Below are 20,780 nucleotides of genomic sequence, written 5' to 3' on the forward strand. Positions count from 1 at the left end.
GCATAACTGGGAAGGGGAAACCAGATGATAGATGCGACAGCAAAGCTTATTGAGATGGTGGGTTCAGGCAGGAAACTGGACGCCGGCATTATTTCGGCCTATACGGATGTAGTTGCCCAATACGGAACCGCGGAGGATGCTTGGGAGTTATATTGGCTTTTTGTAGAAGATCCTGATCACTATGTTAGGGGTTTGTTACTTGGGCCGATCATGAGATGCGGAGATGTTGCTCTGGCGCAGGATATGTACGGGCGTTACGTTCGAAATCAGACATCCCAGGAACATATACCTGATGGTGTGCTGCATGTGTTAGGTTATTTGGGTTATGTGGAAGCTGCGGCTGATCTCGTCGCATGGTTGAACGGGCCCTATGGGGCAGCATCCGTGGATGCTTGTCTGGGGCTCGTACATCTTCCATGCGAATCGTTTCGTGAACGATTGGCGACTGAATTGGAAAAAGCAGTAAATCAAAATCTGTTTAATGAATTCTTACCTCTACTGAGCTTTAAATGTACTACAGAGGATATGGTTCCGCGATTGGTGCATTGGGGAGAGCGGCATGCTTCCGTAGACTGTAATGCGGGAATTATTGCTGGAATTGCATTGTTTGGAGAAAAGCAGAAGGATACGATCCGATCTATTTTGTGGAATCCGCTTTGGGAGGCTCATGGAACGGCTACGGGAAGTTGTGTGTGGTCTTATATTGCTATGCAGCATGTAGGGTTGACCTTTAGAGAGCTTATTCAGGATATAAAAAGCTACGATGTATTCAAAGCAGGTGTACAGGCATTGGAGTACCGCTTGGATGTGTTATATGAAATGTTGGAACTAAAGCTCAGCTATAGAGCTCGGCCAATCCGGTTCGCTCGCTGTAACGAGGAATCATTTGCTCAAATCTATAGCGATTTGTTTAGCTGGTCGACGGAGCATAAGGATGACTCTATGATAGGTTGGATGAACGAACATTTGGGGTATGAGCACCGGTTGCTGGAACAGTATGATGAGATTAGGAAACGAATCGAGATCAAAATGGTGCATGAAATTGAGCTGGAGCATGTCCAGACGGGGAGTTAACCGGGTTGAGATATAAGAAATTTTGGTATAAAAGGACGAAATGACGGAGTTTGGCGGTGATATAGGGATTCGCCCAGTCCACGGGCTGATGTCCCGCATAGGATACATCAGCCTAGAACACAAGGAGTGAAACACATGTCTTTACTGCCACAAGTTCCTTTCGGAACGCAACCGGGTATTCCGGGTCCATTCACACCGTCAGGTCCTTCGATTCCACAATTTCCTGATATACAGGATTCGTTTCCGTCTCCGGTAGGTCCGCCACCAGGGCCAGGCCCCTTTTCGCCACAGCCTTTCTCACCGCCGCCGCAAGGGCCGTTCGGTCCGCAAGGTGGGCAACAAGCTCAAGCACCAACTTCCCCACCACCACCATTTACGCCACCAAAGCCGCTAGTTTCAACATTTGCGGTTGACCCTGGAGCCATTTTCGGTTGTTTGTTCCGCAATACGTTTGTATGGCTGACGAACGGAGAGCGTTTCTGGATGTACCCTGTCTTTGTAGGCAGAACATCGGTAGCGGGTTTTCGGTGGAGTGGACGTTTTTGGTTTTACTATGGTGTAGACACCAACCGTATTGAGTCGTTTAGTTGTTTTTGGTAATAGCGCAGCTTTAGGGAAGAACGGGGCTTAACTGGGGAATGGCTGATGGCACTGGCAAGAGAGCTATAATGGGCGAATGAAATAAGTGAAGTAAAGATAAAAAAGACTGGGAGAGCGCATCATGGCGTTTCCCAGTCTTTTTTTGCTATTACTCCATCCACCATCGCTTAAAATTGCCCCACCAGGATTTTTTTTCGGCCTGCCGTTCCGCTTGGTCAGTAGGTGCCGATGCCTGTGGGTTATTCTGCCCCGATAGGGTCTCTTTCGGCTCGGTACCGCTAACGAATACCTCCAGCCGCTTGTCGGGACTGTCCGGCGCAGCCAGCTTGCCGCTGGCCGGATCAATATAGGCGCTGACTACGCCGTCAGGGATCGGGAAGATTTTGGGCGGCACATTCTCCAGCGCTTTTTCTGTATATTGTGCGAAAATCGGTGCCGCCCGCCGGGCATCCTGCGTGCTGATGGCCTTGCCTTTGTCATATCCAACCCAAACAGCGGTGGATAGCTCGGGGGTGAAGCCGACCATCCATGCGTCCGTGTTGGTCGTGCCGCTCTTGCCGGCAACCGGGCGTTTGATCAGCTTCGCGACCCGGTTACCGGTGCCGCCTTCTTCAAACACGCCTTCCATGAGGCGTGTGAGGACATAGGCGGAGGCGGGCTTCACGACCTGCACAGGTGCGGCCTGCGGTGCTTCGTACAGCGATCGTCCGGCCGCATCGGTGATGCGCAGCACCGCTACCGGAGCCACCTTTTGCCCGCCGCTGCTGATGACCGAGAAGGCCGAGGCCATCTCGAACGGGCTGACGGGCGACACGCCCAGCGCCAGCGAAGGCACGGGCTTGAGCTCGCTCGTAATGCCCATTTTGCTGGCGAGGTCCATGACCTTATCCGCTCCCACCTGCAAAATGGTGCTTACGGCATAAATATTATCAGACGCCGCAATGGCGCGCCGCAGATCTATTTCGCCCCAATATTTGTCTCCAAAATTTTTGGGCTTATAAGTTTTACGGTTGTTGTCGTAGTGGAACAACGTTGGTCGGCTTTCGAACTTAGACGTACTTGTCAATTCACCGGAATCGAGCGCGCTGAGATACATGATCGGCTTGAAAGAGGAACCTGGCTGCCGGGTTGTGGCTAGCGCATGGTTATATTGATTCCCTACATAGTTCGTTCCGCCGACCATAGCCTTGACATGTCCGTTACGCGGGTCCATAGAGATTAATGCAGTTTCCAGTCCATTGCTGTTCTTCATGCCCTCATTGACAGCCGCCTCGGCTGCCTGTTGCATGTGCATGTCCAGCGTCGTATAAATGCTTAGCCCGCCATGCTCAAGCATCGCTTCGCTAATCCCAAGTTGATGAGTCGCTAGTTGGCGAACGTAATCGCGAAACCAGGGAGCGGCTTCCACTGTCCGACGCTGGCTCTCGGGCCGCAAGGGCAGTATTTCCTCATAGGCCTTGCTGGCTTCAGCTGGTGTAATTTTACCGATGAGTGCCATAGAGTCCAGTACAATTTTCTGCCGATCCTTTGCGTTTTTCATATGATTATAGGGTGAATAGTAGGTCGGTCCTTTCGGAATACCTGCCAATAGGGCGCTTTCGGCCAAATCCAGATCCTTTGCGGATTTACCGAAATACATTTGCGAGGCCGCCTCAATGCCATAGGCCCCATGGCCATAGTAAATTTCATTCAAATACATTTGCAGCAGCTCATCCTTGGAATACTTCATTTCAAGCTGTGCAGTATAGATGGCCTCTTTGGCCTTGCGCGTCCAGGTTTTCTCGTGAGATAAGTACAGATTGCGCGCAAGCTGCTGAGTCAGCGTGCTGGCCCCCTGTGACATATCCCAGCGGGTCAAATTAACGATTACTGCCCGGCCCAGGCCTTTGAAATCAAAGCCAAAATGATCGTAAAACTTCCGGTCTTCCACAGCCAGTGTAGCTGCTATTAAATCGGGCGAAATATGATCAAGCTGGACAGGAATAGATTCCTTGCCTCCGGCAGAGAAGGTAGCAATGACTTGCCCCTGACTATCGAGCAGACGTGAATTCCGATCTGTATCGGCGAGTGGAAGACTGGTTGTGTACAAATAAGCGAGCAGAATGCAGGCGGCGATGACCGTCAGAATCGTGAGAGACATTAGCCCTTGAAAGCATCGAAGCCAAAGCGGTTTACGCTTGGAGGATCGCCCGGTAGTATCGGTCATCATGCCACCTCCTTCCATAGTTGATGTTCTCAGTATAGTCAATCCGAAAGCGTCTATTCATCAGATGCGCATACGTATCTATTTTAAACAAGATTAAGCCCTAAAAATGCTTTTGCAGTCCATTCAGGTATCGCTTATAATGCAAAAAGTGTGAAATTCAAGTGTGTTTGGTACAATAAATATAGCAAACTCGGCGTTTGCGTGTTGCAGTTATAAGGGAAAGTCCATGTTTATGCTACCGGATTGCCGGACACATACTTTGATCAGAAAGAAGGTTGGAATGATGGACTTGTGGTTTACGGAGAAGCAGACTCCCTCTTTCGGCACTACAGCAAAAATCAAACAAACCTACGTCTCTGAGAAAACAGATTTTCAGGATCTGGCAATGATCGAGACGGAGGAATTCGGCAATATGCTTGTTCTGGATGGCATGGTGATGACAACGGTTAAGGATGAGTTTGTATATCACGAAATGGTAGCGCATCCGGCCTTAAATACACATCCGAATCCGAAAAAGGTTTTGGTTGTGGGTGGCGGCGATGGCGGCGTTATCCGTGAGGTCATCAAGCATCCTGAAGTGGAAAAGGCTGTATTGGTTGAGATCGACGGTAAAGTCATTGAATATTCTAAAAAATATTTACCTGAAATTGCCGGGAAGTTGGACGAGCCTAATGTGGAAGTGCTGGTCAATGATGGTTACATGCATATTATCGAACACAAAAATGAATACGATGTGATTATGGTCGATTCGACGGAGCCAGTGGGTCCGGCAGCGCCGCTGTTCGAACGTGGGTTTTACCAAGGTATTTTTGAGGCGCTGAAGGAAGACGGCATTTTCGTGGCGCAGACGGATAATCCTTGGTTCAAGGCTGACCTGATTCAGAAGGTCAACAAAGATGTAAAAGAGATTTTCCCGATTGTGCGTGTGTATGGTGCAAACATTCCAACCTATCCAAGCGGTCTATGGACATTTACATTGGGCAGCAAGAAATATGATCCGCTCGAAGTGGACGAGAACCAAATTCCAGAGATGGACACTCGATATTACAGTCCGCGTCTGCACAAAGCAGCGTTTGTACTGCCTAAATTTGTGGAAGATTTAACAAAGTAAACATTTTAAGAAGCGTCGTAGTGATCTTTATCGCCAGTATAGAGCGAAAAGAGCGCTATAGACGCTTTTTTTGTGTTAAATCAGAACGTAGTAGGGATGAGAATATAGTGGACACTGAATTTCCTTTTAAGATAAAAGAAGGAAATTTAAGGGTACGTGTAGAACATACAAAAAACCAGACATTTAACAGATTTGTAATCGACAGGGGAGGTTTGGTTATGGAAATACATAAATTGGCGATGTACCAAAGAGGGGGAAACTTTTTTGATCAGACGCTCTTTTTATTACCTGTTGGGGTCTCAGACGATCTCCAACGCAGCAGATATCATCTACATGTTGAGTGTGGTGGTGTTGGTATTCAGTTCAAGTAATTCCTTAATGACGACTATTTTAATCCCGTTGTTCCGGTTGTCAGCTCAAGTGCTTAGTGGGCTTGTTGCACCGATCGTGCTCGGTCGATTTCGGCTGACGCAGGTTCTTCTATTTTCCCAGTTTGGGCAGTTCGTCATTTTTACGCTGCTGCTGCTTTATTTGTGGATCGTACCTGAGCAGAGGTCGTTTCTGTTTATTTTTGTAATGGTGTTCGGTATGTCTTTCCTAGATGGCTGGACCAATCCTGCGCGTAATGCGCTTGTACCCCGTTTGGCTACGGGTGAAGGACTGATGCGTGCCAACGGCATGGTAGCGGTCAGTGATCAGGTGGTCAGGTGTGCAGGCTGGGCATTAAGCGGAATTATTGTGGCTTGGCTGGGTTCCCTGAATACGCTTGCAATTGCCTCCTGTTGTTATCTCGTGGCTGTAACTGTCACGTCCTTCATTCGTGATCCGCTGGATCAGAAGCACCTAGGTCTTGAAGCTTCGAATTCCCCAACAAATGCGGAAGAACCCGCAAAGGAAAAGGAAAAAGGCTCCCATTGGAAAGAGCTTGGGGAAGGCTGGAAAATCATTTGGCACAACCGCCGTATTCGTTCTCTGATGATCGTCGATAGCGTGGACAGTATTGGGGGAGTCTCCTGGCTCGGTGTATTTATTTTGGCGTACGTCAGCCAAGTGTTGCATCGTGATGAGAGCTGGTGGGGCTTTATGAATGCGTCCTTTTTCTCCGGCACGATTTTGGGTGGGTTAATTGTTGTTGGCTTGGTTAAGCGATTGCAAAAGAACAGCTTTTTGTACATGCTCGGAGCTTTGCTGGTGTATGTACTGATTACCATTGTATTTGCGCTAAATACCATTCCCGTGGCTGCGCTTGTTCTTTTTGCTGTATCAGGCTTACCTGTTCAAATGGCGGGCATTATTCGCCGCACCTTGCTACAAAGCAGTGCACCGGCAGCCCAACTACCCAAAGTGATGGCAGGGATTGATGTGATTACCAATCTCGCTTTTGGCCTGGCTTTATTATTCATGGGCTGGTATGCTGACCGATTCGGCATGGTGCAGGTGTATTTGCTGGCTGCGGCTATGACTACCATTGCTGTTCTGATCGGCTGGTGGTATCGGCGTGATTTTCAGGAAGACGAACCGATTGATCATCCGACCGCTACGGGAGCAGGGATATGAATTACATAAGCAATAGCTCCTTTCTGTGCCACAACAAAAAAGTCGGTTGCATAAGAGCAACCGACTTTTAAGGAGAACGTTTTTTACGAACGTAACGTCCTGTTACCATAACTGCGATGTTAGGCCGTAGTGAACTGGCTGTTATAAAGCGAGGCGTAATGGCCGCCGCTTGCTAGTAGTCCTTCATGGGTACCGCTTTCGACGACATCGCCGTTTTTCATATATAAGATCAGATCCGCTTCGCGGATGGTCGATAGCCTGTGGGCGATGACGAAGCTGGTGCGTCCATCGATCATTTTCATAAAAGCCTTTTGGATACGGGCTTCTGTAAGGGTGTCTATGCTGCTGGTTGCTTCATCCAGAATGAGCATAGGTGGATCGACGAGAATCACCCTCGCGATGGTGAGCAGCTGCTTTTGCCCTTGCGATAGGCTGTCGCCTGACCCGCTGATGACCGTATCGTAACCATGAGGCAGGCGCTTGATAAAGCTATGCGCATTGGCAGCTGTCGCAGCCGCGATAACTTCTTCGTCTGTGGCCTCTGGCTTCCCGTAAGCGATATTGTCCCGAATCGTTCCGCTGAACAGCCATGTATCCTGAAGCACCATACCAAAGTTAGTCCGCAGGCTGTCCCGGCTCATATCGTTGATATTCACCCCATCGATGGAGATCGAACCGCTGTCCACATCGTAAAAGCGCATGAGCAGGTTAACGAGTGTGGTTTTGCCTGCTCCAGTCTGCCCGACAATAGCTACGCGGGTGCCTGGCTTGACCTCCAAACTAAAGTTCGTGATGAGCGTCCGTTCCGGATTATAGGAAAATTTCACATGATCAAACAGAATCGTGCCTTTGCTACGCTCCAGCTGTACGGCGTTCGATTTTTCCGGTTGCTCCGGCGGCGAATCCAAAATAGCAAATATGCGCTGAGCAGAAGCCGTAGCAGCCTGAAACTGGGTCAGCACTCCTGTAATTTCATTAAAGGGCTTGGCGAACAAATTGGTGTAAATGAGAAAGCTCGACAAACCGCCTACCGATATCCCACCCAAAATGATTGAAATACAACCAATCATAGCGGTGACTGAAAAAGTCATGTTGTTGACCAATCGGGTGGAAGGGTTGGACAAAGATCCGTAAAACTGTGATTTAACTCCCGCTTGATACAACTGCTCGTTTCGGGCGGAAAATTCCTCAAGCGAACGATTTTCATAATGAAAGGCAGTAACTACCCGCTGTCCGCCAATCATTTCTTCCACATAACCGTTCAGACTTCCTAAAATTTTGGCCTGTTCGCGGAACATACGTTGCGATCTTGTAGTAATGAACCGTGCAACGCCATATGTGATGGGGGCAGACACTAATACCACCAGCGTCATCACTGGACTGATATACAGCATGAGTACAATCGAACCAACAATAGTAATCAATCCGGTGATCAAGGTGGAAAAGCCCTGCAACAAGCCATCCGACACGGCATCCATATCGTTCACAAAACGGCTAATACTATCTCCTTGCGGATGATTGTCATGAAAGCTTAACGGAAGGATATTAAAATGATCGAATAACTCCCGTCGCATATCATTTACAGTCTGAAAAGCAATGCGGTTCGTCAAATATGTGAGCAGCCAACTAAATAGACTGCCTACAACATATACAACGCCTAGTCCAGCTAAAATCTGTGCAATACCTCTAAAGTCTACCGTTCCCTTATTCACCATATGGTCGATAGCCCGACCAATCATATAGGGTCCGACCAGACTGGCGAGCACGCTGAGAATCGCACTGACGATGACCCAAAACGTTGTTGATTTATATTGTCCCACATAGGTTAACAATCTTCTCCAGGTTTCCTTGCCACTCATTGGTCTACCTCCTGCGTTGAGAGCTGGGAGCGATTAATTTCCTGATATACCTCCGAGCTGCTCATCAACTGATCATGTGTGCCGATCCCGACAATCCGGCCTTCATCAAATACAATGATTTTATCGGCATGCTGTACACTGCTTACTCGTTGTGAGACCAGCAGGACAGTCATGCGGGTGCTATTTTCCCGAAGCGATTTCCGAAGGGCGGCATCAGTTGCAAAATCAAGTGCGCTTGAGGAATCATCCAAAATCAGTATTTCCGGATTGCCTACAATAGCTCTGGCAATGGTAAGTCGCTGCTTTTGGCCGCCTGACAGATTAAGTCCACCTCGCGTGATCGGGGCGTCGAATTTTTCCGGTAAGTTAGAAATAAATTCATCCGCTTGCGCGATAGCGACGGCCCGGGCGACTTCCTCATTGGTGGCATGTTCATGTCCCCAACGGATATTATCCGCTATAGACCCTGTGAACAGCAGTGCCTTTTGTGGAACAATCCCGATTTTCTGCCGCAATTGCTCCAGCTTGTAATGCCGTACGTCGATGCCATCGACACGTACACAACCTTCTACTGCATCATAGAAGCGGGGAATCAGATTCACGAAGGTGGATTTTCCCGAGCCTGTTCCTCCTATGATTCCAACCGTTTCACCGGGATAGATGTCTACGACTACATCGCTAAGTGCCAGTTGTCCTGTCTTATTGTAGCCAAAGGAGACATGATCAAAGGAGATAGCTGGTACTGTGCCGATCTTACCCGTTCTTGCCTGGTCTAATGATGCAGAATTGGCAGTATCGGAAATCGAAGCTTCCGTATCTAGAACCTCCTGAATTCTCGCGGCTGAAGTGGCCGCCTTGGTGAACAGAATAATGAGATTCGTCACCACAATCAGGGCCAGTAAAATCTGCGTAATGTAATTAATAAACGCAATAATCTCTCCTTGTGTAAGAGATCCATATTGGATATGGATACCGCCGATCCACAGAATGGAAATAATAGCTCCGTTGACCACCAGTAAGGTGGCTGGGCTAAGTAGAGCAGAAATACGGCCGACACGAATAGCGGTCTGGGTCAGGTCATCTGAGGCGGTATTGAACTTTACTCGTTCAGCTCCTCTTTTGGCAAATGCACGGATAACCCTTACACCTGTGAGATTCTCGCTTAGCACCAGAGCGATTTTATCGAGCTTTTTCTGGTATAGCTGGTACAGCGGAGAAGCCTTCGTAATGACTACATACAGAATCAAAGCCAGAACGGGTGTAGCCGCCAACAGCACCAAAGCAAGGCGGAAGTCCAGTATCATGGACATGATGATCGCCCCGATACAAATAAAAGGAGCACGAATAACCAGACGAATCAACATCGCTACAGCTGTTTGCAGCTGATTCACATCATTCGTAATTCGGTTGATGAGAGAGGGCGTACCGAATTTATCGAGATCTGCATAAGAAAACGATGAAATATGCTTAAACATCGTATTGCGCAGTGTGGTTCCGAATCCTTGGGAAGCACGGGCTGCGTAAAACTGGCACACTAGAGAACTGCCAAAGCCCAGTATAGTCATGAGCAACATTAAAAGACCCATTTGCCAAACATAATGGGTGTCTCCCTTACCAATGCCATGATTAATCATTAAAGCCACCATAGTAGGCAGCAACAATTCCAGAATAGCCTCAATTAGTTTAAACAGAGGCCCAAGAATCGTTTCCTTTTTATAGGGTTTCAAAAAAACAGCAAATTTCAACAAATCAACCATCACCTAACCTGAATATTGTATAAAGTTTTCTATTGTAATTGCATATCTGAATATGATTATGGCATATCCCCAACCATATGAATAATATTTAATATATATTAGAGATATAGGTTTTACATATATCAGGACCGGAGGTTCATGATGGAATTGAGACATCTCAAATATTTTTTAGCGATTGCAGACGCTGGACAGATTACAGCGGCAGCCAAAAAACTGCAAATCGCACAGCCTCCCTTAAGTCAGCAGCTTATGCAGCTGGAGGAAGAGCTGGGTGTAAAGCTTGTGCATCGAGGCTCACGAAGCATTCAATTGACAGAGGCCGGAATCATTTTACGGAACAGGGCCAAGCAGATTTTGGAGCTGACGGATGCTACGACAAGGGAAATAAACGATTTCGCCATGGGGATGAAGGGGACGCTCACCATTGGAACGGTTTCTTCCTCTGGGGCAACCCTGATGAAAGACAGGCTTTCCGAATTTCATAAAACCTATGCGGGTGTAAAATTTGAAATACATGAGGGAAATACCTTCCGGATTCTCGATCTTTTGAACAAAGGAATTGTAGAAGTCGGTATCGTCAGAACTCCTTTTAATACCACTGATTTAGGGTGTAGATATGCGTCCACTGAGCCGATGGTAGCAGTGATGACGGAAGAACATGATTGGAGTCCCGAACAGAAGAGCATATCATTGGCTGAGCTGAAGAACAGACCACTCATCGTATATCGTCGTTTTGAGCAATTGATCCACGACACCTGTATGAAGCATGGCTTTGAGCCAAACTACTTTTGCAAAAATGACGATGCCCGCACCACGCTTCTTTGGGCCAACGAAGGGCTGGGTATTGGCATGATTTCGAGCTCCGCATTGTCTTTGGGCAGCAATAATCATTTAATTGTTAAGGAAATTATGTGTGAAGATTTGCACACTCGTGTGGCTGCCGTCTGGTTGAAGGATAAATACATGTCTTCTTTGGCTTCCCGGTTCATTGAAAGTTTTAGTCAGGCATCCAGTGTAGCTGACCTACAGTAGTTGAATTTTTTAAGGGCGAAAGCATCTTTTTGTAAAAACTCATTTGAATTGCAATCGGGAACTGGATATAGTAGTACAGTAGGATAGCGATAGAATGGAGTTTGGAACACATGCCACACAATGCAAAGGTTCGAATCCGTCTTCATAGTCATCATGACGGAGAAGATGTGGTACAGGAGCTTCCTGGAGAAGCAATCGTTCGCGGGAAGCATCTATATATAAGGTACGAGGAGCCGCAAGAGAGTCCTGAGGGCGGTACGACACGGAACACAGTCAAGATCGGACCGGATGAGCTAAAGCTGATTCGTCACGGTGAGGTACAATCAGAGCAGTCGTTCGCGCTGGGACGCAGGTTGCCTGGATTTTACCGCTCGCCTTATTTAAACCTGAACATGTCTGCGCATACGCAGAAGCTCGATATTCGGATGGATGGATTCACCGGACAAGTGAGCTGGACTTATGATCTATACGTATTTGAGGATTTCTCGGGGCATTTTGCCATCAGTTTGCATATACAGGAGGAGCAACAATCATGACAAGCAATCCACTGGAACTTATTAATCAAAAGGTGACCTCAGCAATCGAGGCAGCGGTGCTGGCTGCTGGAATCGTGGGTCGCGAAGAGCTGCCGACCATTACGCTGGAGGTACCTAAGGACAAGTCACACGGTGACTTAGCTACCAACGTAGCCATGCAGCTCACTCGCATTGCGAAGAAGAACCCGCGTCAAATCGCTGAAGATCTGATTGCGAATATGGACTTAGCTTCCGCTTCTATTGAAAGTGCGGAAATCGCGGGACCAGGCTTTATTAACTTTCGCCTGAACAAGAGCTACCTCTATGCAGTGATCGGACAAGTACAGGAGCAAGGAGCAGATTACGGTCGTGTACAGGTAGGTGAGGGCAAAAAGGTACAGATCGAATTTGTCAGCGCCAATCCGACTGGGAGTCTTCACTTGGGCCATGCACGTGGTGCAGCCGTAGGGGATGCGCTCTGTAATGTGCTTGATTTTGCCGGATATCAAGTCACTCGTGAATATTACATTAATGATGCAGGGAACCAGATTTACAATATGAGCCGTTCCATTGAAGCGCGTTATTTGCAGGAGCTAGGACAGCCTGCGGAGATGCCGGAGGACGGATACCATGGTGAGGATATCATCGGGTTTGCGAAGGAACTGGTGGCTGAGAAGGGCGATTCTCTGTTGTCTATGGAACCGGGAGATCGTGCCGCTTATTTCCGTGAATACGGTCTGGAAAAGGAACTGAATAAGATCAAGCGTGATCTGGAGCGGTTCCGTGTACCTTTTGATTCCTGGTTTAGTGAAACATCACTGTATGATAACGGTGAAGTGCTTAAAGCGCTGAATGAGCTGCGTGACCGTGAGGAAATTTATGATAAGGACGGAGCTACTTGGCTGAACACGACTAAGTATGGTGACGATAAAGACCGCGTATTGATCAAAAATGACGGTACTTATACGTATCTGACTCCGGATATCGCCTATCACCGTGACAAATATGCTCGTGGGTATGACACGATCATCAACATCTGGGGAGCGGATCACCACGGCTATATTCCACGGATGAAGGCCGCAATGGAAGCACTGGGCAATGACCCGGATAAGCTTAAAGTGCTGATTGCCCAAATGGTCAGCTTGTTCCAAAACGGGGAAAAAGTAAAAATGTCCAAGCGTACTGGCAAGGCCGTAACGATGGAGGATCTGATGGAAGAAGTGGGCGTAGACGCGATTCGTTACTTCTTCACCATGCGTAGTATGGATTCGCATCTGGATTTTGATATGGATTTGGCGATTTCTACCTCCAATGAGAATCCGGTATTCTACGTGCAATATGCACATGCACGTGCATGCAGCGTATATCGTCAAGCCGAAGAGCAGGGTATTGCTGTACTGCCATTGGCAGAAGTTGACTTGTCGAAGCTGACGGCTGAGCATGAATACGATTTGTTGCGCAAAATTGGCGAGTTGCCAGAGGAAGTATCGGTGGCAGCTGCAAACTTTGCGCCGCATCGTATGATTCGCTATGTCTACGAGCTGGCATCCATGTTCCACAGCTACTATAAAGCAGAGCGTGTCATCACGGAGGATGCCGCTCAAACGCAAGCTCGCTTGGCGTTGTTTGGCGCGGTCCGCACGACCATTGCCAACGTACTGAAGCTGGTGGGCGTGTCTGCACCGGAACGTATGTAAGTAAACAACTGCAACATAATGATTTTGTAGTCATATGTATAATGGTTAAAGGAACCGTTCGTGCTGCCCTCTAGGGAGGCTCGTTCGGTTCCTTTTTTTGGTTTGAATACAATAAGTTTGAGTAGCTTAATAGCGTTCCAGTACCAGATTCGTTTTCAGGGAATCAGCAGGAATCAGCCATCCTTTGGATTGTAGCAGATTCATCAGCTTGGTGCGGTTGCTTGCGGCAGTATTGTAATCCGAAGTTTTGAAGGAGATTTCGATGATATTGTCGGTACCCGATCCGTTGGCGCTGCGAATAGGCCATACTTCAACGTCAGTATCCAAGCCCTGAAAGCTGCCCTTATATTTGCTGACCTGTACAGGACCGCGTACTCTGGAGTTTGCCAAGGTATGTTTGCCCCAGTTGCTGCTTTTCCAGTTTTGCAGCTTGCCCGGAAGATTGTCCTGCAATTGTTTTAATGCCTGATACGGGGAAGGCAGAGCTAATCCTTTGGAGGCGTTCGTTTTCTTATCATTGGAAAAGCTTAATGTCTGCTTGCTGTATCCCCAATCCACCTCAGCCTCATAATTATCATCAGAGGCACTGAAACCTTCTTTATTCGCTTGGGTAAGTGCTGCGTCGATATTCCCATTTGTGATCGTATATCGCTTTTTGTAGGTTAACTCATAATTTTTTTTGTCCTCTTTTTTGCGAAATCTAACGTTCCAGCCCTCGTCATTCAATTGCAAGGAGTCTGTATCAAAATACTCGACGCTTAATCGTTGCGCATCTTCACTGATTCCGAACTCATTTACGATGCCGCTTTTTAAAGAGCCATCCGCATTGAGGACCTGAGCTGTATCCAGCAGCAGCTTTACCTCATAGCTTGGTGTGGCATTGACAGCGGCTTGTACGGGCTCTGCACCTTTCCATCCTGTTGCGAGCAGCACTGCACTCAGAGTTACTACTGACATGAATTTAGTGATACGCAGGCTTGTTTTCATTTCATCCTCTCCTGTTCGTCCGAATAGGTTACACGCTTCACTTTACGGGTGATTTGTCAGTCGTATGTCAAGCTAAGATGGTATTCTGGTTAAAAAATACCATAATTTTTATATGACAGCTAAGATTTAATCTTGGTTCCATCATAAATATTTAGTGAATCTGTGAATCAGCGCGGAGCGATGACGATCTTTGTTGCTGACGATATAAATATGCCGCTCAACAGGCTGTCCCGGAATAGGTCTTATGATCAGTAAACCCCGCTCAACCTCTGATTGAACAGCAAGGCGAGAGACAAAGGAGATGTGTTCTCCCAGCATAACCGCCTGTTTGATAGCTTCCAGTGAATCCAATTCCAGATAGGATGGAAGTCGGCGCCTTCCGCGCTCCAGCCATTTGTCAGTCACGTGGCGTGTGCTGGAATCCTTCCCATGCAACACAAAAGAGGAAGAAGCGATGCGCTCGGGTGTTACATCGGTTTCGCTAGCGAGCGGATGAGTGGGTGAGCAGATGAGCACCAGTTCATCTTCTCCCAAGGATTCTGAGAGCAACGTTGGGGATTGAAACGGCTCTGCCGAAATAATGCCGAGGTCAATTTCGTGGCGAGCGAGCATGTCCTTGATCACGGGCGCTGTTTTCACGGACAAGGCAATGTGAATGCCCGGATGCTCGCGGGCAAACCGATGCAGCACGGCAGGAAGCAGATAGGTGGCAGGTACATAGCTTGCGCCAATCCGTATACTCCCTCGTTGGAGCGTATCGAACTCACGGACAACTCGCTCAGCCTCAGCCGCAAGTGCATTAATCTTGGTGGCATAGTGCAGCAGCGCATCTCCGGCATCCGTCAGGATGATTTTGCCCATACGTGTATCAAACAGCTTTACTCCAAATTCACGCTCCAGATTTTTCATATGAAAAGTAACAGTGGGTTGCTTTAGGCCGAGAACCTCGGCTACGGTGGTAATTTTATGGTGCTTGTTCAGCAGCTCTACAATATGTAACTTTAGAAGACTTAAGTTCACTTAGAATGCCTCGCTTTCAGTTAAGTCAAACAATCATGCTTATTCTCTGGGCAACAGCATCAACCGCCTCTATATAGATTAAATCTATGAGTGTTAACACAATTCATTGAAATAATTAATTTTGTTTTAACTTCCCAATAACACAGGTTGCGAATTCAAGTTTTACACTGGGGTCAGTCACAAGAACAGGCAGGTAATGCGATGAATCAGGATCTATATATTCGCGGATTAAGTAAAACCTTCGGCCATACCACCGCGTTGCATGAGACGAATCTGGTCGTACGACAGGGCAAGTTCACCACACTGCTCGGACCGTCCGGTTGTGGGAAGACGACGCTCTTGCGCTTGATTGCTGGTCTGGAGACACCAGATACCGGCACAATCACGATGGGAGAGGAAATTCTCTTTTCAGCTGAACGCAAAAAGGATGTTCCCGCACATCTCCGCCACTTTGGTATGGTCTTTCAGGATTTTGCGCTGTGGCCGCATATGACGGTGTTTGAAAATGTGGCCTTCGGCTTGCGAGCGAGCAAGCGGGGAAAAGGGGCTGTTAGCGCTCAAGGCAAGGAACTGCGGGCAGTGGTGCTGGAGGCGCTCGATAAGGTGAGGTTGTCAGGGATGGAGGATCGCTATCCCCATCAGCTGTCCGGTGGTCAGCAGCAGCGGGTTGCTTTTGCAAGAGCAGTTGCTATCCGGCCTCGACTGGTTTTGTTCGACGAGCCACTCAGTGCACTGGATGCCGTACTTCGGGAGGAGATGCGCATTGAGATGATATCACTTGTGCGCGATCTGGGGCTGACCGCCTTATATGTCACTCATGATCAGATCGAGGCCATGTCCATGTCTGATGAAGTAGTGGTTATGAAAAGTGGACATATTTTGCAGACCGGAACACCAGAGGTGATCTATGGTTGTCCGTCTCATCCAGAGGTGGCAAGCTTTATCGGCAAATCCAACTGGATCGAGTTGGAACGGACACTATTTCGACCTGAACATGTCCGTTGGGAACAGGAACAAGCGGATCAGCACACTTTTACAGTAGAGATCCTGCATGTCAGCTATGTTGGCGATCGCTATGAAATCCGTCTAGTAGCCGAAAACGGCGAGCAATGGACTGCGTATCACTCCACCCGCTTGCCCATAGGCGAACAAATGCATATTTGGGTATCACCGCAATACATCCACCAACTTGAAACATAGGGAAAAGGGGTTATATAAGATGATGAATAGGCGTGTTTTTCGTACAGGATGGAAAAAAGGGGCTATGCTTGCTTTAACATTGACTTTTGGACTGGCTGTGGCAGGCTGCGGAACCGCTACGACATCGAAGGATGGGGCGCAAGCCGATGGATCAGCAGGACAAGCAGGAGCGGCGTCGACTGATCAGAAGCTGGTTGTTTACAGCGCAGGCCCGGATGGACTGGCGAAAAAGCTGGTAGCGGGGTATGAGGCGCAGAGTGGAGTTAAGGTAGAGTTATTCCAGGGAACGACCGGTAAGATTTTAGCCCGCATGGAAGCGGAGAAGGCGAATCCGGTAGCGGACGTGGTTGTGCTGGCATCGCTTCCGTCTGTACAAGGCTTGAAAAAGGAAGGACTTACACTTCCCTATCCAGATGCCAAAAATGCGGACAAGCTAAACCCGGATTGGTCCGATAAGGAGGGTCACTATTTCAGCACAAGTGCTTCTGCTTTGGGTATTGCATATAACACGAAGTTAGTGAAAACGCCACCTACTTCATGGGCCGATTTGGCGAAGCCTGAGTACAAGGATCAGGTTAACATTCCCGATCCATCGCTGTCTGGCTCAGCGTTGGATTTTATGACAGGCTATCTGAGCGCCAAGGGCGATGGAGGCTGGACGTTGTTTGAGCGGTACAAGGCTAACGGTGTGGCCATGGCCGGTGCGAATCAGGAAGCGCTGGATCCCGTGATTACGGGGGCTAAAGGTGTAGTCGTCGCTGCGGTTGATTACATGACCTACAAGGCTAAAGCCAAAGGGGAGCCGATTGACATCGTCTATCCGACAGAGGGAACGGTCATTAGCCCGCGTCCTGCCGCAATCCTCAAGTCCACACAGCATGAGCAAAATGCCAAAGCGTTCATTGACTATCTGTTGTCAGACGAAGCACAGAAACTAGTAGCAGATGCTTCCCTACTCCCTGGACGCACGGATATCAAAGCTGACAAGCGTGCAAACCTCGACGAAATCCCATTGCTGAAAACCAACTGGGAATGGATGGGTGAACACGGATCAGACGTGACGGAAAAGTTCACGCAAATGTTCAAATAAGCCGATGGGAGGTTTGTCTGTTAAACACATCAGGGGATGGTCCCTGACACTTGCTCTGATCGCGCTTTTTATCCTAATTGTACTGCCGTTGCTGCAAATCTTCATCCAAAGTGTGTATGTTGATGGGACATTTCAATGGGCTGCGCCTTTTCGAACGTTAGCTGCTTCTCAATTTGCAGGAGTGCTATTCAACTCGATCTGGCTAGGCATCTGTGTGATCGCAGGAACGACCGTCCTTGCACTTCCGCTAGCCTGGATCATGTCCAACACCCGACTCGCACACTGGCGCTGGTTGGATGTCGTGCTGCTGATTCCGTTTATGACTCCGCCCTATATCGGTTCCATGGGATGGATCCTGTTTATGCAAAAAAACGGGTATATGGAGCAGTTGCTCCCGGATATGCATTTCTTAACGGCTTCCTTCTTCAGCCTTGGCGGCATGGTGATGATCATGAGCCTGCATCTGTTTCCATTCCTGTACCTGCTGTTACGCGGGGCGCTGGTGAGGATTGGCGGCAGTCTGGAAGAGGCGGGTGCTGTCATGGGCGGAGGCTTTCTGTACAGGTTCCGTCGAATCATTTTACCGCTGCTACTATCGGCATACGGAATGGGTGCGCTGCTCATTTTCGTTAAAACGATTGCCGAGTTTGGCACACCCGCTACCTTTGGGAGACGTATCGGGTATGAGGTTATGACTTCTGAAATTCACAAATATATTTCCAGCTGGCCCATCGATTTTGGCAAAGCGACGTCCATGGCCTCGGTGCTGTTAACGGCCTGCCTGCTTATGTGGTATGTGCAATCGGTGATCAACCGAAAGTTCACATACAGACTGGTAGGGGGTAAAGGTTCCCGTCCTTCCCGTCTTCGTGTATCCAGCTGGACTACAGCACTGAGTGTCATGTTCATCCTATTGCTGCTCATCGCAGCTATTGGCATCCCTTACTTTTCAATTATTGCGGCCTCCTCCATGAAGCTGCGGGGAATCGGATTGGCATGGAACAACCTTACACTCGACTATTACAAGGAACTGCTGTCGTGGGGTTCTGAAAGCATGGAAGCGCTACTGAACAGTGTATTTCTCTCTTTGGGTGCATCGACACTTGCTGTGGTGCTGGGCACCTGGTTTGCGCTTGTTATCGGTGGATCACGCACGAAAATCCAACGGACAGTTGATGCATTCAGTTTACTTCCGAATACAGTGCCGGGAATTGTTATGGTGGTGGGTCTGATTTTGTGGTGGAATTCGCCGTGGATGCCCATTCCATTGTATAACACATATGGCATGGTCATTCTGACGTATGTTATTTTGTTTGTTCCTTATACGGTGCAGTATGTCAAAAGCGCCTTTACACAGGTGGACACTGGTCTTTTTCAGGCGGGACAGGTATTCGGCGGGCGTCCGTCTTACATATTCCGCCGGATTGTACTGCCGCTGATTGGACCGGGGATGCTCGCTGGTTGGATGATGACCTTTACCATTACTTCACGGGAGCTGGTAGGATCGTTGCTGATTTTACCGCCATCCGTCCAGACGTCTGCAACCTATATATTTGCCCAGTTTGAGCAGGGACAGGTGTCGCTTGGCATGGCGATGGCTGTTATATCGGTTGGTTTGACCACATTGCTACTGATCTTAATGGAAAGCTTAAACTCGCGGAGAAAGTGGAAATGATGATGACCAAGCTTAGGATTTGGGGTGGAGCGGGCGAACATGGCCGCTCCTGTTATGTTTTTGAAGGAAAGCAGCATCGTATCATGCTGGATTGTGGCGTAAAAAAGGAAGGAACCGGGCAATATCCGGTTTTTCCGCCACAGAAGGTGAAGGAGCTAACTACTGTTTTGCTGTCTCATGCACATGAGGATCATTCCATGGCGCTCCCCTTACTGTACAAGTATGGATATCGGGGAGAGGTCTGGACGACCAAGGCTACCGCTGAGCAGCTGGGATCCTATTTTCGCTCCTGGCAAACTTATGTTGAATCGAGAGGCGGCGAATTGCCCTACAGTGAACAAGATATCCAATCTATTACCTATCGCTATCTAGAAGACGAGGGGCCTTCAGGAGTATGGCGTGAAGCTTGTCCGGGTGTGAAAATGATGTGGGGACGCAGTGGGCATTTGGCTGGTGCAGTGTGGTATATCGTAGAATTGGAAGGGAAGCGGCTGTTCTTTTCCGGAGACTATAGCCGTGAATCTGAGCTTCTTGCTGCCGATGCACCGGACTTGTGTATGGGAGAGGGGGGAGATGACCTTCCTGGATGCAAGCCAAAGTCCAATCTAGTGGACATATCTATCATGGACAATGCTTATGGTATGGATATAGACCCGCAGCCTGTTAAGCTGGAGCGGCTGAGGGTCGAGATGGAGCAGGTATTATTGTCTGGCGGCCATGTGTTGTTGCCAGTGCCTGCCTTTGGCAGAGGACAGGAATTGATCGTATGGGCCAGCGAGCAATTTCCTGAACAAGCAATAATTATAGAGCCTGACCTGTGGCACGGATTGAAACAGTTAAATCGATGGAAAGAGTGGCTACGTCCGGGAGCTTCCACGCGAATAAAACATGTGTTGAACAGTGACAGGGTGTTTGTGCCTCGTGATACTGCGGAACGAATAAGTCTGCTGGAACGGAACACGGCCACTATTATCGTAACAAGAGACGGCATGATGGATTCCCCGCAGGCGCGTTGGTATTATCAATATCTGTCGGATCACCGCAATATGCTGATCGATGTGGATAGCGGGGAGGATATTAGGAACAGTGTGATATTGACCGGGCATGCTTCCAATGGTTCTTTTGGTAAACATCTGTTGGAACGTGCAGACGCCAATGACATCTGTATAGCTCGGCATTTGATTTACAAGGTGCACCAAGGATTATCGGATGTACGGCAAATGCTGAAGGAGATGCCTAGCAAACAGGTTGTACTCGTTCATGCACCCAAATTGCAGACCGACCTTGTACGAGATGAGTTAATAAGAGAAGGAAATAATGAACATGGAGGTCCTGCCAGAGAAGTTCACTCTTTGGAGCCAGGTGCAACGATAGAGGTTTAGTATTCATCAGATCGTGGT

At 48.4% G+C, this 20,780-nt stretch carries 16 protein-coding genes; 11 read left to right on the forward strand and 5 right to left on the reverse strand.

Features of this window, described 5'->3' with window-relative positions:
• Positions 1-24: 24 nt before the first annotated feature.
• Positions 25-1,074, forward strand: a complete 1,050-nt coding sequence (locus G9G57_RS24740) for a hypothetical protein (RefSeq protein ID WP_117290647.1) — start codon at positions 25-27, stop codon at positions 1,072-1,074.
• Positions 1,075-1,209: 135 nt separating this feature from the next.
• Positions 1,210-1,674 (forward strand): transporter, encoded by a 465-nt coding sequence (locus tag G9G57_RS24745; protein WP_164965646.1) that lies wholly within the window; start codon positions 1,210-1,212, stop codon positions 1,672-1,674.
• Between the two features lie 148 nt (positions 1,675-1,822).
• On the opposite strand, the gene G9G57_RS24750 is transcribed toward G9G57_RS24745, so the two are convergent.
• Positions 1,823-3,880: a transglycosylase domain-containing protein gene (locus tag G9G57_RS24750; protein WP_117290649.1), complete on the reverse strand. Its 2,058-nt coding sequence runs from the start codon at positions 3,878-3,880 to the stop codon at positions 1,823-1,825.
• Positions 3,881-4,163: 283 nt separating this feature from the next.
• Between G9G57_RS24750 and speE the strand changes: the two genes are divergently transcribed.
• Positions 4,164-4,991: a polyamine aminopropyltransferase gene (gene speE / locus G9G57_RS24755; RefSeq protein ID WP_164965650.1), complete on the forward strand. Its 828-nt coding sequence runs from the start codon at positions 4,164-4,166 to the stop codon at positions 4,989-4,991.
• A 264-nt stretch (positions 4,992-5,255) separates the two neighbouring features.
• The gene (locus tag G9G57_RS24760; protein WP_107735245.1) at positions 5,256-6,548 is read left to right on the forward strand and encodes an MFS transporter; all 1,293 of its coding nucleotides are present in this window, start codon (positions 5,256-5,258) and stop codon (positions 6,546-6,548) included.
• Between the two features lie 119 nt (positions 6,549-6,667).
• Here G9G57_RS24760 and G9G57_RS24765 read toward each other — a convergent pair whose 3' ends face one another.
• Positions 6,668-8,407, reverse strand: a complete 1,740-nt coding sequence (locus G9G57_RS24765) for an ABC transporter ATP-binding protein (protein WP_017427233.1) — start codon at positions 8,405-8,407, stop codon at positions 6,668-6,670.
• A complete protein-coding gene (locus tag G9G57_RS24770; RefSeq protein WP_164965647.1) occupies positions 8,404-10,155 on the reverse strand; it encodes an ABC transporter ATP-binding protein in 1,752 nt (583 codons plus the stop codon). The genes G9G57_RS24765 and G9G57_RS24770 overlap by 4 nt, the downstream gene beginning before the upstream one ends.
• A gap of 150 nt (positions 10,156-10,305) precedes the next feature.
• On the opposite strand from G9G57_RS24770, the gene G9G57_RS24775 reads away from it, so the two are divergent.
• The 3 genes from G9G57_RS24775 (at position 10,306) to argS (ending at position 13,408) form a co-directional block, all read left to right on the forward strand.
• A complete protein-coding gene (locus G9G57_RS24775) occupies positions 10,306-11,196 on the forward strand; it encodes a LysR family transcriptional regulator (RefSeq protein WP_016818561.1) in 891 nt (296 codons plus the stop codon).
• 110 nt (positions 11,197-11,306) lie between these two features.
• On the forward strand, positions 11,307-11,732 hold the full coding sequence (locus G9G57_RS24780; RefSeq protein ID WP_025363677.1) for a DUF1934 domain-containing protein: 426 nt from the start codon (positions 11,307-11,309) through the stop codon (positions 11,730-11,732).
• Complete coding sequence (gene argS, locus G9G57_RS24785) at positions 11,729-13,408, forward strand: arginine--tRNA ligase (RefSeq protein WP_016818563.1); 1,680 nt, start codon at positions 11,729-11,731, stop codon at positions 13,406-13,408. The genes G9G57_RS24780 and argS overlap by 4 nt, the downstream gene beginning before the upstream one ends.
• Positions 13,409-13,534: 126 nt before the next feature.
• Here the strand turns inward: argS and G9G57_RS24790 are convergent, their stop codons facing one another.
• Together G9G57_RS24790 and G9G57_RS24795 are read right to left on the reverse strand one after the other, a co-directional pair.
• Positions 13,535-14,395, reverse strand: coding sequence for a hypothetical protein (locus G9G57_RS24790; RefSeq protein ID WP_113050834.1), 861 nt, complete (start codon positions 14,393-14,395; stop codon positions 13,535-13,537).
• Positions 14,396-14,536: 141 nt separating this feature from the next.
• The gene (locus tag G9G57_RS24795; protein WP_113050835.1) at positions 14,537-15,415 is read right to left on the reverse strand and encodes a LysR family transcriptional regulator; all 879 of its coding nucleotides are present in this window, start codon (positions 15,413-15,415) and stop codon (positions 14,537-14,539) included.
• Positions 15,416-15,616: 201 nt separating this feature from the next.
• Here G9G57_RS24795 and G9G57_RS24800 point away from each other — a divergent pair, with 201 nt between their 5' ends.
• From G9G57_RS24800 to G9G57_RS24815, 4 genes are read left to right on the forward strand one after another with little or no spacing between them, the layout of a single operon-like run.
• Positions 15,617-16,615: an ABC transporter ATP-binding protein gene (locus G9G57_RS24800; protein ID WP_019685774.1), complete on the forward strand. Its 999-nt coding sequence runs from the start codon at positions 15,617-15,619 to the stop codon at positions 16,613-16,615.
• A gap of 19 nt (positions 16,616-16,634) precedes the next feature.
• Positions 16,635-17,705 carry an ABC transporter substrate-binding protein gene (locus tag G9G57_RS24805; protein ID WP_113050836.1) on the forward strand — a complete coding sequence of 357 codons (1,071 nt, stop codon included), beginning with the start codon at positions 16,635-16,637 and terminating at the stop codon, positions 17,703-17,705.
• A gap of 4 nt (positions 17,706-17,709) precedes the next feature.
• Positions 17,710-19,380, forward strand: coding sequence for an ABC transporter permease (locus tag G9G57_RS24810; RefSeq protein WP_113050837.1), 1,671 nt, complete (start codon positions 17,710-17,712; stop codon positions 19,378-19,380).
• On the forward strand, positions 19,377-20,762 hold the full coding sequence (locus G9G57_RS24815; protein ID WP_016818569.1) for an MBL fold metallo-hydrolase: 1,386 nt from the start codon (positions 19,377-19,379) through the stop codon (positions 20,760-20,762). Before G9G57_RS24810 ends, G9G57_RS24815 begins: the two co-directional genes overlap by 4 nt.
• Positions 20,763-20,780 lie beyond the last annotated feature (18 nt).

Origin of the sequence: Paenibacillus sp. EKM211P (genome assembly GCF_011066175.1) — a bacterium.
GTDB classification, from domain to species: Bacteria; Bacillota; Bacilli; order Paenibacillales; family Paenibacillaceae; genus Paenibacillus; species Paenibacillus polymyxa.

Bases quoted from the DNA above. Each gene is read 5' to 3' on its own strand.
- G9G57_RS24740 (WP_117290647.1), top strand. From the start codon at position 25: ATGATAGATGCGACAGCAAAGCTTATTGAGATGGTGGGTTCAGGCAGG.
- G9G57_RS24745 (WP_164965646.1), top strand. From the start codon at position 1,210: ATGTCTTTACTGCCACAAGTTCCTTTCGGAACGCAACCGGGTATTCCG.
- G9G57_RS24750 (WP_117290649.1), bottom strand. From the start codon at position 3,880: ATGACCGATACTACCGGGCGATCCTCCAAGCGTAAACCGCTTTGGCTT.
- speE (WP_164965650.1), top strand. From the start codon at position 4,164: ATGGACTTGTGGTTTACGGAGAAGCAGACTCCCTCTTTCGGCACTACA.
- G9G57_RS24765 (WP_017427233.1), bottom strand. From the start codon at position 8,407: ATGAGTGGCAAGGAAACCTGGAGAAGATTGTTAACCTATGTGGGACAA.
- G9G57_RS24775 (WP_016818561.1), top strand. From the start codon at position 10,306: ATGGAATTGAGACATCTCAAATATTTTTTAGCGATTGCAGACGCTGGA.
- G9G57_RS24780 (WP_025363677.1), top strand. From the start codon at position 11,307: ATGCCACACAATGCAAAGGTTCGAATCCGTCTTCATAGTCATCATGAC.
- argS (WP_016818563.1), top strand. From the start codon at position 11,729: ATGACAAGCAATCCACTGGAACTTATTAATCAAAAGGTGACCTCAGCA.
- G9G57_RS24790 (WP_113050834.1), bottom strand. From the start codon at position 14,395: ATGAAAACAAGCCTGCGTATCACTAAATTCATGTCAGTAGTAACTCTG.
- G9G57_RS24800 (WP_019685774.1), top strand. From the start codon at position 15,617: ATGAATCAGGATCTATATATTCGCGGATTAAGTAAAACCTTCGGCCAT.
- G9G57_RS24805 (WP_113050836.1), top strand. From the start codon at position 16,635: ATGATGAATAGGCGTGTTTTTCGTACAGGATGGAAAAAAGGGGCTATG.
- G9G57_RS24810 (WP_113050837.1), top strand. From the start codon at position 17,710: ATGGGAGGTTTGTCTGTTAAACACATCAGGGGATGGTCCCTGACACTT.
- G9G57_RS24815 (WP_016818569.1), top strand. From the start codon at position 19,377: ATGATGATGACCAAGCTTAGGATTTGGGGTGGAGCGGGCGAACATGGC.